Here is a 13,331-nt window from a genome sequence, read left to right as displayed (position 1 = left end):
GTCCTTCTATCGGAGCAGGTAGGGGATGTTCACCGTGACCGCGTCCGCGGGGCACCGGTCGGCACAGGGGCCGCAGTACCAGCACTCGTCCACGTGCATATAGGCCTTGCCGCTGACCTCGTGGATGGCCAGCGAGTCGAGCGGGCACACGTCCACGCACAGCGTGCAGCCCTCGATGCACAACGACTCGTCGATCGTGACGGGCACGTCGACGCGGCTATTGACCAGGGTCATCGGTGTTCCTCCAGAGATGGCCACGCATGGTGAGGCGGTCGCCGCGGAACCTGACGAACTCCAGGTCGACCGGGCGGCCGTCGGACAGGTGAGTGAGGCGCTCGACCATCAGCAGCGCCGCACCGCGCGGCGCGTCGAGGACGGCCGCGGTGTGGGCGTCGGCGTTCACGGCCTCGATCGTCAGCTCCGCCACGCCGAGCGGCTGGCCGGCGACCCGTTCCAGCAGCACGAACACGTCGTTGTGGACGAGATCGGCGTCGAAGAGCGGCTCCCCCACCTCGCGGACGAGGTAGGTCAGGTCGAGCGAGAGCGGCAGCCCGTTGAGCCTGCGCAGCCGCTCCACGTAGACGACGGACTCGCCGTGCGGCAGGCCGAGCCGTCCCCGGACGGCGGCCGGAGGCGGGATCAGCCCCATCGCGCGGACCTCGTTGGTGACCTCGCCGTGCTCCCGGAGGGTCTCGGCGAGGCCGAGCAGCCGGTGCAGGCCGTGCGGATACTTCTCCGCGGCCACCGTGGTGCCCACTCCCGGGCACCGCTCGATGAGGCCCTCGTCACGCAGCAGGTCCAGGGCCTCCCTGATCGTGTTGCGGGAGGTCCCGAACTCCCGGGCGAGGGCGGACTCCAGCGGCAGGTGACCATCGCCGAAACCGCCGTGCACGACCTCCCGCCGCAGCAGGTCGGCGACCTGGCGGGCCCTGTCCGCCCGGCGCCGTCTCGCGTCCGCCAACTCCATGAGGCCAAAGACTACCTTCCAGGTAGGAATACCTGGATAACGGCGCGATTACGCCACTCCGGGAGATCGCGAAACGCGATCCACCTGCGACTTCATGCCGATACGGCCGACAACCGCCACCCCGGGAAGGTCAGGCGGCGAAGAACCGGTCGGCGAAGGCCTCCCACTGGGCGAGGAAATCGATGCCGGCGTCACGCAGCCAGTTGAGCTGCAGGCCGTCGAGGAAGGCGAGCAGGTCCACGGCGGCCTCACCGGGCCGGGGATGCCAGGCCAGCAGGTAGCGCTGCAGCATGGCGCGACCCTCGCGGAGCCGTGCCTGGAAGTAGGCGTGAGCGGGGTGCGCGGGGTCCAGCGCCTCGGCCGACAGCACCGTGTAGAGCTGCACGAGCGAGCGCTGCGCGAGGTTGCGGCGGACGAATCCCGACATGACGGCACGGGCAGTGGCCGCGTCGGGCGCCGGTTCCAGCGCGTCGACCACGCTTGCGAGGTCGAGCGTGTCCCGGCGTTCGAGGACCGCGATGAGCAGTTCCTCCCGGGAGCGGAAGTGATGCAGCAACCCCGCCTTGGTCATGCCGCACGCCGCCGCGAACGCCTCGAGAGTGACGCCCTTGAATCCGGAGGCGGCGATCAGCTCGGTGGCCGCCTTGAGGATCTCCTCGCGGCGTTCGGCGAGCGGCAGCCGGCGCCGTCCCTGCGAGGGGGTCATGCCGTCCTGGCTCCTCGGAGGCGGGGGTTGATTTCGATCACGATACCAGCCTAGGTTATCTACCGTTTGGTAGATAGCGCTGTCGCGCCTGTTCAGAGAGTTGTGTGCGCATGTCGACGCCCTCTTCTCCCACTCCCTTCTCCGCCGCCGTCGCCGAGGTGCGTGCCGGACGGCCCCTGGACGAGGCGGTCGACGAATTGCTGTCGGAGCTGACCCGGGAAGAACGCCTGTGGCTGCTGGACGGAGACCTGCCGTTCTGGCGGGGCATGGCCGAGATGATGACCGAGGGGTACAACCTCACCCCCATCCCGATGGGCCGCGTCGAACGGCTGGGCATCCCCGGCCTGTTGTTCTCCGACGGCCCGCGCGGCGTGGTGATGGGACAGTCGACCGCGTTTCCGGTCTCCATGGCCCGCGGCGCCACCTGGGACGTGGCACTCGAGGAGCGCGTCGGCACGGCTGTCGGGCTCGAGCTTCGCGCCCAGGGCGCCAACTTCTTCGGCGGCGTGTGCGTCAACCTGCCCCGCCACCCCGCCTGGGGGCGTGCCCAGGAGACGTACGGCGAGGACCCGATCCTGCTCGGCGAGTTCGGCGCGGCGCTGACCCGGGGGGTGCAGCGCAACGCCATGGCCGTCGTCAAGCACTTCGCGCTCAACAGCATGGAGAACGCCCGCTTCAAAGTCGACGTCACCGCCGACGACGCGGCCCTGCACGAGGTCTACCTGGCGCACTTCCGCCGGATCGTGGAAGAGGGCGTGTCGGGCGTCATGACCGCCTACAACTCCGTCAACGGCGAGTGGGCCGGGCAGAACGAGCACCTGATGGAAGGCGTGCTCCGCGAGATGTGGGGCTTCGAAGGCGTCACCGTCTCCGACTTCATCTGGGGCCTGCGCGACGCCGCCGCCTCGCTGCGCGCCGGGCTGGACGTGGAGGAGCCCTTCCGCCAGCAGCGCGCCGAGCACCTGCCCGCCGACCTGGAGGCGAGCCGGGCGAGCTGGGACGACGTCGACCGGGCGGCCCGCCGCGTCCTGCGCACCCAGCTGCGCCACTACGCCGCCCTCACAGAGCCCGAGCCCCCGCTCGACGTGGTGTTCGGCCCCGAGCACCGCGCGCTGGCGCGCGAGGTCGCCGCCCGCGGCATGGTGCTGCTCAAGAACGAGCCGGTCGGTGACGCGCCCCTGCTCCCCCTGCATCGGGACGCCGTCACCTCCCTGGCGGTCATCGGGCGCCTGGCGGACGTGGCCAACACCGGGGACAACGGCTCCTCCGACGTGCGCGCGCCGGAGGTGATCACCGCGCTGCGGGGTCTGGCCGAGGCGCTCCCGCGGACCCGGATCACCCATGTCGCGGACGACGATCCGGCCGCTGCCGCCGCGGCGGCCGGACAGGCCGACGTCGCCGTCGTCGTCGCCGGCTACACCGCCGCGGACGAGGGCGAGTGGGTCGGCGGGGACGTGCTGACCGATCCCGGCCTGCTGGCGCTGTTCCCACCCCCCGGCGACGACCCCGCCGGGCAGTCGTTCGCGGCCTTCCTGGCCGAGCCCGGCGCGGTGGACTCCATCAGCGGGGGAAGCGCCGGCGGCGACCGCGCGAGTCTGCGGCTGCGGCCCGTCGACGCCGACATCATCCGGGCCGTGGCGGCCGCCAACCCCCGCACCGTCGTGGTGATCGTCACCGCCGGGGCCGTCATCACCGAGGAGTGGCGCGACGCCGTACCCGCCGTGCTGGTCTCCTGGTACTCCGGCTCTGAGGGGGGCCGCGCCCTGGCCGACGTGCTGCTCGGCGACGTCGACGCCGCCGGACGGCTGCCGTACTCGATCCCGGCCGCCGAGGAGCACCTGCCGCACTTCGACCGTGACGCCACCGCCATCACCTACGACAAGTGGTTCGGCCAGCGGCTGCTGGACCGGGACGGCCACGCGCCGGCCTTCCCGCTCGGGTTCGGGCTGTCCTACACCGGCTTCGCCCTCGCCGACCTCACCGTCAGCGTTCCCGACGGCGACTCCTTCACGGGCGTCGTGACCGTGACCAACACCGGCTCACGTGCGGGCCGCCACGTCGTGCAGCTCTACGGACGGCCCACCGGCATCGACGCGGCCGCGGACGACTTCCCCACCCGGGTCCTGCTCGGCTTCGCCACCGTCGACCTCCCGGCCGGAGCGTCGGCCCGGGTCACCGTGCCCGCCTCGACCCGGCCCCTGCAGAGGTGGACGCCCACCGGGTTCGTCCCCGCCTCCTCGACGGCCCTGATCGAAGCGGCGTCCTACGCCGGCGACCCCGACGCCGTCGTGTCGACCGTCACACTGTGACGGCGATGGTCAGCACCGTCGCAATCGACGGCGCAACGAGATACGACGATTTCCGGTACGGCCGAGGGCGACCGCTCTGGCACCTCCGCGGCAGCGGGTGCCCGCAGGCACCCCGTCAGCGCCTCTTCAACAGAAGCTCGGTGTTGCGGTCACCGGGCAGGCCCGCCAGCCCGCTCCGCATGCCCGGGGAGTTGAACGAGAGCTCCCGGTAGAGCGCGGCCAGGCCGCTTTGGGACAGATCGGTGAAGTCGGTGCGGTGCGGCGCGGCCGACTCCACCAGCGTGGTGAACAGGGACAGCGTCCCATCGTGATTGTCTGCCAGCTCGACGACCCTCGCCAGCTGCGGGTAGTCGACGTGGGAGGCGGTGGAGATCTCCCAGAAGCCGCCCTGAGGGACGATTTTGTTGAGGTGGGAGTGACCGTTGATCCACGCGGCCACGTTGCCGTGCTTCCTCAGCACTGCCAGCAACTCCTGCCCGCCGTGGCGCTTCTCGTGCGGGCGGGCCGGATTGGGGGCGAGGTTGGTCATGGCCCAGCTCGGGTGATGACTGAAGATCAGCGCGGTGTCGTCGGCGTGGGTCTTCAGGGTCCTCTCCAGCCAGGCCAGCTGCCGGGTGCCGACCGATCCGCGGTAGTCGCCGCCGCGGTCGGTGGTGTCCAGGCTGACGCCGATGACCCCGTCGGCGATCCGGAAGGAGTAGTCCAGCCGGCCGCTGTCGAGATTGTCCCGGGTGTAACCGTGGCCGACGGGTCCCGAGCCGGTGTACGCCGGGTCGAGGTGAGCGGCGATGTAGGCGTGCGGGCTCAAAGGGGCGCGGCGCTCGTCGGCGGTGACCGTGCGGGCCTTGCCCTTGTAGCGCTTCCACGCGGCACGGAAGCCGGCACCGGTGGGGTCGCCCCGGCGCAGTGCCCGGTAGACGGCGCCGGCCTCGGAGGCTGGCAGGGCGAACAGCTTGCGCGAGCCGGTGGCCAGGTCGGTGAAGAAACCGCCGGCCGCGGAATAGGCGCCGCCGAAGAGCTGGTCGTGATTGCCGATGGTGGAATACCACGGTACGGCCAGGCCGGGGCTGCTCACCTCGCGGATGGCCGCCTCCAGGAAGCCGTCCAGGCGGGGGAACCCTACTCGCTTGTCGACGTCGCGCATGCCGGAATCGGGCTGCCAGTAGAGGCCCAGGCCGGAGCTCTGCACGCCCTCGTACGCGCCGGGGTCGCCGGTGTTGGGGGTGAAGCGGCCGCCGGTCATGGCGGTGAGGAACCACTCCAGCTCGATCCGGGAGTTGTTGTCGGTGTTGTCACCGGTGGTCATGACGAAGCCGATCGGCGCCCGGGTGGCCGGGCCGTGCCGCAGGGTGTTGACCTGTTCGATCAATGAGACGGCGCCGACGGCGGTCAACGCCTCCTGCGGGCGCCAGGAGCCCATGTCGCCGGCGCGCAGGAACTCATAGCGCTGCGGGTTCTGCACGTCGGTGATGTGCAGGTCGGTGAACTGGACGAAGCAGGCCAGCGCCGTGCGGCGTTCGGCCCTGCCCTTCTTGGCCTCGGCCAGTTCGGTGCGTGTCACCCGTCGCCAGCCGGGGCCGTCGGACAGCCTGCGGTATCCGCCGGTGCCGCGCGGTCCGGCGACGGTGTGAACCGTCGTCATGGGCGTCGTGGTCGAGGGCGTCACGGCCGAGGAGGCGGCCGGGGTGGAGGAAAGTGCGATCTCCAGCGCGACGCCCGAGGCTGTCATCCCGGAGGCGAGCAGGAAGGCGCGGCGGCTGAGGGCGGGATCCATGATGCTCCCAGTGGTGGCGTCGAGGCGAACGTCCACTGGGAATGTTTGACAGCGGGAATGACTCCCGGCCTAACACGGCTGAAACGCTGTCCAGCCATATATGGCCTAGAAATAGCCGTAGGTGATACGGACACCTGGGGGCAGCGGGCCGGAAGCCTGCCGCTTTCCCACCGTTCAGAAGAGCTCGGTCTCGAGTCCGTGAGGCCGCCGCGGCCCGGCCGGCCGGTCGGCCCGCGACGCGCGCGTCATCGGCCCGGCCTACCCCTCACCTGTGATCAGGATGTGATTCGCCGCGCGACGTGGCCTCTGTGCTTCGGCGACCAGCCCCGGGCGCGGCGACCACAGCCGCCGTCGAGTATCCACGGTCCGGGTCCGGGAGGGCTGGACAGGCAGAGATGGCCGCTTGCGCCCCAGCCCGACAGGGTGGTTACTCTCGTCGAACAGGTCGCCCACCTCAGCGGTCTGGGCAGCCCCGTGGCCTTCCGGGCGGCCTTCCACCGCCACGTCGGCACCTCCCCCGCGAACTACCGAGCCACCTTCCGGCGGTCGCAATAGTCGTCCGCGTGGTCTCCGGCCTCGCCGCCGTGCACCGGTCGTCCTGACGCCCCGGCGACTCAACCGTCTGTCCGAAATATTCGTGAACATCATTGTAAGAATCGATCTACGGAGCCTATGATCATCCTCGTTTGTCAGCTATTGAACGGGGGATCAATCCATGCTGACCCGCAGGGACTCTCTGCGCCTGCTCGCGGGCGCCGCGGCGGGAGTCGCCGCACTGCCCGCACTGTCCGCACGGCCGGCGGCCGCCGCGGATCGCGTCTGGACGGTCACCGGCCAGAGTTCGTCGTCGCTGAAGCCCTTCGACGACACGCTCGAGAGCTACATGAAGGCGCGCAACATCCCGTACGGATCGCTGGCCGTGCTCCGGCAGGGCAAGCTGGTGCTGGCGCGGGGATACAACTGGACGACGGACACGTTCCAGGCCCAGCCGACGTCGCTGTTCCGCCTGGCCAGCCTCAGCAAGCCGGTCACCGCCACCGCGATCATGAAGCTCGTCCAGGACGGCAGGCTCAGCCTGTCGGCCACGGTGGCGCCGATGCTGGGGCTCAGCACGGCCCTCGACCCCCGGCTCGGTAACGTCACCGTGCTCAACCTGCTCCAGCACCTGGGCGGCTGGGGAGTTTATAGTCAGGACGCGCCCGACTACCTGCCCGACCCGATGTTCTCGGACTTCGACATCAGGGACGCGCTCCGCGTGCCGCTGCCCGTGACGCAGGCGAATATCATGCAGTACGTCTCGACGACGCGCAGGCTGGACTTCGACCCCGGGTCGACCTTCTGGTACTCGAACTACGGCTACATGCTGCTCGGCAAGGTCATCGAGAAGGTCACCGGTCTCTCGTACGCGACCTATGTCCAGCAGTCCGTGCTCTCCCCGATGAAGATCACCCGGATGGTGCAGGGCCGCACGGCGCAGAGCCTGCGGCGGTCCTCGGAGGTTCCCTACTACTCCCAGTACGGCGGGACGACCGTGCTGGACGGCTCCGGGGCCTGGGTGCCGGCGCCGTACGGGGCGTTCAACCTCGAGAACATGGCCGCGCACGGCGCATGGCTCTCCACGGCCGTCGACATGGCGAAGTTCACCACGATCTTCGACGCTCCCGGCCTGCTCACCCAGCCGAGCCTCGACGCGATGTTCGCCCCGCCCTCCAACTACAACCTCACCGACCCCTCGTGGTACGGCATGGGCTGGTCGGTCCGCCCCGTCAACGGCAGCCGCAGCACCTGGCACAGCGGGTCGATCGCCGGTACCACCACGCTCATGGTCCGGCGGTGGGACGGCCTGAGCTGGGTGGTGCTGTTCGACCAGCGCGACGACCCCTCGGGCCTGGGGTACGACAACGAGATCGACAACCTGATGCACCAGGCGGCGGACAGCGTCCGCTCCGACTCCTGGCCGTCGACGAACCTGTTCCCGTCCTACGGCCTGTGACCCCCGCCTGATCAGCCGCAGCGCGCGCCCTTGGGCGGGACCGTCCCCTCCAGCAGGTACGCGTTGACCTTGTCGTCGATGCACGCGTTCTGACCGTAGGCGCCGTGCCCCTCGCCGTTCAGCGTGAGCAGCACCCCGGTGCGCAACTGGGCGGCGAGGCGCGGCGCCCACTTTGTACGGCGTGGCCGGGTCGTTGGTCGTGCCGACAACGACGATGGGGTTGGAGCCGCCGTCGAGCTAGTGCGGCATTTCACGACATACGTGACCTCTACAGGAAATGGTCGTCTTCCCAGACAGAGTGACGCCATCAGCGCGTGAGCCGCGTCGCCGGTCCTCGCGCAACGCATCGCCAAACCGATTGCGAACCACAACCGGATGACCTAGCGTTGGCTTACTGATGGCAAAACGCAACCAGTTGGGATGAGGCGACGAATGAGCGACACCGAGCCGCAGACCGCGACCGGGAAGGTCCTCTGGCACTTCACCATGTCGCTGGACGGTTTCGTGGCGGGGCCGGACCACGGGATGGACTGGATGAGCGGGATCTCGGCCCGTCCGGGCCTGATCGACGAGTACGTCCGGAGCACGGGCGCCGTGCTGGGCGGCCGGGACGGCTGGGACGCCGCCGGCGGCCACCGTCCGTACGGCGGCCTCTGGGACGGCCCGGTCTTCGTGCTCACCCACCACCCCGAGGACGCGGCGCCCGCCGACGGCGTCACGTTCCTGAACTGCGGCCCGGAGGAGGCGGTGCGGATCGGCCTGGAGGCGGCCGGCGGCAAGAACCTCGAAGTGTTCTCGCCCACCATCGGGCGGCGGCTTCTCGAACTCGGGCTGATCGACGAGATCGACCTTCACATCGCGCCGGTCCTGCTCGGCGAGGGCGTCCGGCTGTACGACAACCCCGGCGGCGGGCCGATCCGCCTCCACCGGCTCGGCGAAGGCGACCCCACGTCGGTCGTGAACGTACGCTACCGGCCGGCCACGACGGCGCGGATCCCGGCCGGAACCGTCGAGTGACCGAGCGGCGGCGGCACCGATCGTCACGCACGGCCGCAGACGCGATCTGACACTCTGTACCGATGCGACAGGTCACCGTGCTCGGCAGTTGTGGCGCGTTTCCCGAACCGGGCCGTGCCTGCAGTGGCTTCCTGGTGGACTGGGACGGCTTCCGCATGGTGCTCGACCTCGGATACGCCACGCTGCCCCGGCTGCTCGCGCGCCGGCCGGACGGCGCGGTGGACGCCGTCGTCATCACGCACGAGCACCCGGATCACTGCATCGACCTGCACGCGCTGTTCCGAATGCGGTTCTACGGCCACCCGGGTGCACCTCGGCTGCCGTTGTACTGCCCGCCGGGCGTGCTCGACCGCATCGGCGGACTGGAACCCGACGTCGACCTGCGTACGGTCTTCGAGGTGCATCCGCTGCCCGGCCGCCACCGGGTGGGGCCCTTCGAACTGACGGGACTGTCGCTTCCGCATCACGTGCCCAACGCGGGCGTCCGCCTGGAGGCCGGCGGAATCGCCCTGGCCTACTCCGGCGACACCGGCCCGACCCCGGTGCTGGCCCAACTCGGCCGCGACGCCGACCTGTTCATCGTCGAGGCCACCGACCGCGGCGGCGAGACCGGCCGTTCCACCCGCAATCTCATGACTTCCGACGAGGCCGGTCATTGGGCCCGGCGGGCGGGCGCCCGCCGTCTGATGCTCACCCACTTCTGGCCGGGCAACGATCGGGACGCCTCCATGGCCGCCGCTCGGCGGGCGTTCGGTGGTGAAGTGCTGGCCGCCGAGGAGGGCCTCACCGTCGGGATCGGTGAAGGTGTGATCGCGAAGGACGTCCCGAGCGGTGGCGCGGACCCCGGGTGACGCGCCGCCGGCGCCTGCCGAGCTGGTCGAGCCCGCTCAGGCCGCCGGCGTACGGCCGAGACCCCCAGCGGCGTGAGTCCGCGCCGGGGTGGTCAGTCCTTGCTGTGCCCCGGGTTCCGGCGCGCGACGTACAGGCGGTTGCCCTCGGGGCCGGTCCACTCCAGCCGTACGACGCCGGGCACGGCGGCGTTGCCGATACGCGACGGGTCGGCCCAGTAGCCGACGTTGGGGTTGCGGAAGAACGTCGCCCACAGCTGGCCGCTGCGATCCACGAAGATGTTGTTGTGGCCGGCGCCGACGCCCAGGGTCCACCGCTTGGAATACGGCCCCTCGAACCTGTCCGCGACGGCGATGATCGCGTCGTACTGGTACTGCACGCGGCCGGGGGCGGCCGCGTCGTAGGCGTACCGCGTGCTGCCGTCGGAGTTGGCCGACGAGCGGTCCCACGCGGCGTGGATGAGGTAGTACTTGCCGCCGTACTTGAACACGTACGCGCCTTCGAGATACGGCTCGGGTGCGTAAGGCGTCTGCTGGAACTTCGGCAGGTTCGTCGTCGGGATGATGTCCTCCATGTCATCCCGGAACTTCGCGTACAGGTTGTTGTGCAGCACGAGCCACGCCTCGTCGCCCTCGCTGTAGAGGCCGCCGTCGATGTGGTGGTAGGCGCCGGGCTTGATGAAAGCGGGCCCGCCGATGAAGGAGTCGCCGAAGGGCTTGTCGTAGTTGCCCTGGATGAGCCGGTACGGGCCCTCCACCCCGCCCTCGCTCACGAGCATGAACGAGCCGACCTTCTGGGAATGGTCGCCCATGCACGCGACGATGTACCACTTGCCGCGGAAGTAGTGCACCTCGGGCGCCCAGGCGTTGCCGCGCTTGCCGAACTGGTCGTCGTACCAGTACTCCTGCCACGGAGCGACGACCGTGCGCCCGGGCCGGTTCTCGCCGACGAACTCGGGCGACCACACCTTGCCCTTCTCGGCGTCCGGCCGGATGCCTGTGGTGTCGGCCAGCTTCCACGGCCCGTGCAGGGACGTGGCCGTCCACACGAAGATGCCGTCGTTCCACGGGCCGGCCGCCCCGAGCCCGGGCACCCGGGTGGTGCCGGTGGCGACGTAGATCGGACGACCGTCGACGTCGAAGCAGTTGACGTAGGTGTCCCGCATCCAGACCCGGCCGAGCTCCTCGTCGCGGGGGCGCAGCTCCAGCGGGAGGATGAAGGAGTTGTCGTCGCGCGGCCACAGGTCGGGCCGCGTGTCCGCCAGGCCGTAGGGCGCGAGCTCGGGCCAGTTCGACGGGTACCGCCCCATCGGCGCGCCCCCGTTCGGCAACTCCTTCGGGTCCGCGTGCGCGGCGGCCGCCGGCAGCGCCGCCGCTCCCAGCAAGCCCGCCACACCGGCCAGCACGGACCGCCGGCCCACGTACAACCCGTTATCGGAACCAGTCATCAGTAGCGTCCTCCTTTCTCACGCAGGACGCGGGCGCCCTGCCGGGAGGACACGGTAGTGAGACTCATTTCGACAGTGAACAGACGACAAAAAGGTTCTCCACGCGCCCACGTCGGGCCGGACGTCACTTGCCACCGGTCGTGGAAGTCTCCGTCATTTCCGGGCCGAGCGCGGAAAACAACCGGTGACGAATCCGTGTGAAGCGTCAGCGGGACACGGAATAGCCGGCGCGCACAATGCCGAATCGCTTTCCATTGTTCAATCGCAAATTCGAAAGGCTCACAGGTCGATGTTGCTCATGACGTGCTTGATCCGGGTGTAGTCCTCGAATCCGTACATCGACAGGTCCTTGCCGTATCCGGAGTGCTTGAACCCGCCGTGCGGCATCTCGGCGACCAGGGGGATGTGCGTGTTCACCCACACGCACCCGAAGTCGAGATCGCGTGCCATGCGCATCGCCCGGCCGTGGTCCTTCGTCCAGACGGAGGACGCCAGTCCGTACTCCGTGGAGTTGGCGATTCTCAGGGCGTCGGCCTCGTCGGCGAAGGGCTGCACGGTGATCACGGGACCGAAGATCTCCTTGCGGACGATCTCGTCCTCCTCCCGCAGGCCTGACACCACCGTCGGGGCGTAGTAGAAGCCACGGTCGCCGATCCGGCCGCCACCCGCCACAACCTCGGCGTGTGCCGGGAGGCGCTCGACGAACCCGGAGACGTGAGCGAGCTGAGCGGCGTTGTTCAACGGCCCGAAGTCAGGATCGGCGACACCGGGGCCGGTGCGGTGGGCGCGCGCCTGCTCCACCAGGGCGCCCGTGAGCGCGTCGTGCACGCCTTCCGCGACCAGGACCCTGGTGGCGGCCGTGCAGTCCTGCCCCGCGTTGTAGTAGGCGGCTCCGGCGATCTTGCGGGCGGCGGCCTCGATGTCGGCGTCGTCGAAGACGACGACGGGCGCCTTGCCGCCGAGTTCCAGATGGACGCGCTTGAGATCGGCCGCGGCGCCGCCGGCCACCTGCATGCCGGCCCGGACCGAACCGGTGATGGAGACGAACTGCGGGATCTCGTGTTCCACCAGGGCGCGGCCGGTGCCGCGGTCGCCGCACACGACGTTGAAGACGCCCGGCGGCAGGAACTCAGCGGCGATCTCGGCCAGCAGGAGAGTCGAGGCGGGAGTGGTGTCCGACGGCTTGAGCACGACGGTGTTTCCCGCCGCGATCGCCGGAGCGAACTTCCACACTGCCATCATCATCGGGTAGTTCCACGGCGTGACCTGGGCACACACCCCGATCGGCTCCCGCCGGACCATCGACGTGTGCCCCGGTGCGTACTCTCCGGCGGACAGTCCGGACAGCTGCCTGGCGGCGCCGGCGAAGAAGCGGACCTGGTCGGCCATCGGCGGCACCTCGCCCGACGCGGTCGCTCCACGCGGCTTGCCGGTGTCGCGGCACTCCACGTCCACGAGCCGGTCGGCGTTCTCCTCGATGGCGTCGGCCAGCCGCAGCAGCGCGCGGGCGCGCTCCCCCGGAGTCGTGTCGCGCCAGGTCTCGAACGCGGAGGCCGCCGCGCGCATCGCGACGTCCACCTCCTCCTTCGAGGACACGGGTGCGAGGGCGTAGGGCTCGCCGTCACAGGGATCGATCATCTCGGAGGTGACGCCGTCGGTCGTGTCGGTGTAACGACCATTGACGAAGTTCTTCAATACCGGCAAGTCAGACACTGGGGGAAATCTCCTGAAGTTTCGCTTTGTTCGGCCGACACGGCCGGAGAGACCAGGGGAACGCCTACCGAAGAGTCACAGTCGCGTGGTCACGTACGTCTTCCGCACGGTCTCGTGGACGTGCCACTCCCCCCGCCAGCCGGCCGGCATGACCAGGGTGCTGCCGGGGCCGGCCTCCTGCTCCGTGCCGTCGGCGGAGACCACGGTCACCCGCCCGGAAAGGATCTGGCAGATCTCGTGGTAACCGTCCCGCACGGCGGTGAACCTGCCGGGCGTGCACTCCCACACGCCGGCGCTGGTCCTGCCGTCCTCGGAGGTCCACACCGCGAGGGCCGCCTCGCGCTGGTCACCCTCGACGGAGGTCGGCTTGGGCGCGGCGGGGCCGAGGACGGCCGTGCTCGCGTCGGGTACGACGATGCTGGTCAACTTCTCTCCTGTTCGTCCGCCGGATCATCCGGCGGCTCGACATGTGCTGTACGTGTCACCGTCCGCCGGGCTCAGCTCCGGCGGGCTCAGCTCAGGTGGGTTCAGCTCAGGTGGGTTCAGCTCAGGTGGG

The 13,331-nt window shown here is 70.0% G+C and carries 12 protein-coding genes; 4 read left to right on the top strand and 8 right to left on the bottom strand.

What is annotated here, in order from left to right:
• Positions 1-6: 6 nt before the first annotated feature.
• The 3 genes from FH610_RS33030 to FH610_RS33020 all read right to left on the bottom strand — a co-directional run bounded on the left by FH610_RS33030 (position 7) and on the right by FH610_RS33020 (position 1,673).
• On the bottom strand, positions 7-234 hold the full coding sequence (locus FH610_RS33030; RefSeq protein WP_079312946.1) for an indolepyruvate ferredoxin oxidoreductase subunit alpha: 228 nt from the start codon (positions 232-234) through the stop codon (positions 7-9).
• Entirely contained in the window at positions 218-967 is a 750-nt protein-coding gene (locus FH610_RS33025; RefSeq protein WP_139579153.1) for a GntR family transcriptional regulator, read from the bottom strand. The genes FH610_RS33030 and FH610_RS33025 overlap by 17 nt, the downstream gene beginning before the upstream one ends.
• A gap of 130 nt (positions 968-1,097) precedes the next feature.
• Positions 1,098-1,673 carry a TetR/AcrR family transcriptional regulator gene (locus FH610_RS33020; RefSeq protein ID WP_139579152.1) on the bottom strand — a complete coding sequence of 192 codons (576 nt, stop codon included), beginning with the start codon at positions 1,671-1,673 and terminating at the stop codon, positions 1,098-1,100.
• A gap of 110 nt (positions 1,674-1,783) precedes the next feature.
• Here FH610_RS33020 and FH610_RS33015 point away from each other — a divergent pair, with 110 nt between their 5' ends.
• Complete coding sequence (locus FH610_RS33015; protein ID WP_139579151.1) at positions 1,784-3,982, top strand: glycoside hydrolase family 3 protein; 2,199 nt, start codon at positions 1,784-1,786, stop codon at positions 3,980-3,982.
• Between the two features lie 115 nt (positions 3,983-4,097).
• On the opposite strand, the gene FH610_RS33010 is transcribed toward FH610_RS33015, so the two are convergent.
• The gene (locus tag FH610_RS33010; RefSeq protein WP_139579150.1) at positions 4,098-5,756 is read right to left on the bottom strand and encodes a TIGR03767 family metallophosphoesterase; all 1,659 of its coding nucleotides are present in this window, start codon (positions 5,754-5,756) and stop codon (positions 4,098-4,100) included.
• 715 nt (positions 5,757-6,471) lie between these two features.
• On the opposite strand from FH610_RS33010, the gene FH610_RS33005 reads away from it, so the two are divergent.
• Positions 6,472-7,749 (top strand): serine hydrolase domain-containing protein, encoded by a 1,278-nt coding sequence (locus tag FH610_RS33005; RefSeq protein ID WP_139579149.1) that lies wholly within the window; start codon positions 6,472-6,474, stop codon positions 7,747-7,749.
• Between the two features lie 11 nt (positions 7,750-7,760).
• Here the strand turns inward: FH610_RS33005 and FH610_RS33000 are convergent, their stop codons facing one another.
• A complete protein-coding gene (locus tag FH610_RS33000; RefSeq protein ID WP_338104605.1) occupies positions 7,761-7,958 on the bottom strand; it encodes an alpha/beta hydrolase in 198 nt (65 codons plus the stop codon).
• Positions 7,959-8,181: 223 nt separating this feature from the next.
• On the opposite strand from FH610_RS33000, the gene FH610_RS32995 reads away from it, so the two are divergent.
• Positions 8,182-8,766 (top strand): dihydrofolate reductase family protein, encoded by a 585-nt coding sequence (locus FH610_RS32995; RefSeq protein ID WP_139579148.1) that lies wholly within the window; start codon positions 8,182-8,184, stop codon positions 8,764-8,766.
• 62 nt (positions 8,767-8,828) lie between these two features.
• Entirely contained in the window at positions 8,829-9,617 is a 789-nt protein-coding gene (locus tag FH610_RS32990) for an MBL fold metallo-hydrolase (protein ID WP_139579147.1), read from the top strand.
• A gap of 92 nt (positions 9,618-9,709) precedes the next feature.
• Here FH610_RS32990 and FH610_RS32985 read toward each other — a convergent pair whose 3' ends face one another.
• The 3 genes from FH610_RS32985 to FH610_RS32975 form a co-directional block, all read right to left on the bottom strand.
• Positions 9,710-11,062: a family 43 glycosylhydrolase gene (locus FH610_RS32985; RefSeq protein WP_139579146.1), complete on the bottom strand. Its 1,353-nt coding sequence runs from the start codon at positions 11,060-11,062 to the stop codon at positions 9,710-9,712.
• 279 nt (positions 11,063-11,341) lie between these two features.
• A complete protein-coding gene (locus FH610_RS32980; protein WP_139579145.1) occupies positions 11,342-12,775 on the bottom strand; it encodes a gamma-aminobutyraldehyde dehydrogenase in 1,434 nt (477 codons plus the stop codon).
• 75 nt (positions 12,776-12,850) lie between these two features.
• Positions 12,851-13,201 carry a cupin domain-containing protein gene (locus FH610_RS32975; protein WP_139579144.1) on the bottom strand — a complete coding sequence of 117 codons (351 nt, stop codon included), beginning with the start codon at positions 13,199-13,201 and terminating at the stop codon, positions 12,851-12,853.
• Positions 13,202-13,331: the final 130 nt, after the last annotated feature.

The organism is Microbispora catharanthi (assembly GCF_006334915.2).
Taxonomy (GTDB): domain Bacteria; phylum Actinomycetota; class Actinomycetes; order Streptosporangiales; family Streptosporangiaceae; genus Microbispora; species Microbispora catharanthi.
The sequence above is the reverse complement of the archived record's forward strand: the minus strand, read 5'-3'. Positions and strand labels throughout refer to the sequence as shown.

Excerpts from the sequence above, each read along its gene's own strand:
- FH610_RS33030 (WP_079312946.1), bottom strand. The coding sequence starts at position 234 with ATGACCCTGGTCAATAGCCGCGTCGACGTGCCCGTCACGATCGACGAG.
- FH610_RS33025 (WP_139579153.1), bottom strand. The coding sequence starts at position 967 with ATGGAGTTGGCGGACGCGAGACGGCGCCGGGCGGACAGGGCCCGCCAG.
- FH610_RS33020 (WP_139579152.1), bottom strand. The coding sequence starts at position 1,673 with ATGACCCCCTCGCAGGGACGGCGCCGGCTGCCGCTCGCCGAACGCCGC.
- FH610_RS33015 (WP_139579151.1), top strand. The coding sequence starts at position 1,784 with ATGTCGACGCCCTCTTCTCCCACTCCCTTCTCCGCCGCCGTCGCCGAG.
- FH610_RS33010 (WP_139579150.1), bottom strand. The coding sequence starts at position 5,756 with ATGGATCCCGCCCTCAGCCGCCGCGCCTTCCTGCTCGCCTCCGGGATG.
- FH610_RS33005 (WP_139579149.1), top strand. The coding sequence starts at position 6,472 with ATGCTGACCCGCAGGGACTCTCTGCGCCTGCTCGCGGGCGCCGCGGCG.
- FH610_RS32995 (WP_139579148.1), top strand. The coding sequence starts at position 8,182 with ATGAGCGACACCGAGCCGCAGACCGCGACCGGGAAGGTCCTCTGGCAC.
- FH610_RS32990 (WP_139579147.1), top strand. The coding sequence starts at position 8,829 with ATGCGACAGGTCACCGTGCTCGGCAGTTGTGGCGCGTTTCCCGAACCG.
- FH610_RS32985 (WP_139579146.1), bottom strand. The coding sequence starts at position 11,062 with ATGACTGGTTCCGATAACGGGTTGTACGTGGGCCGGCGGTCCGTGCTG.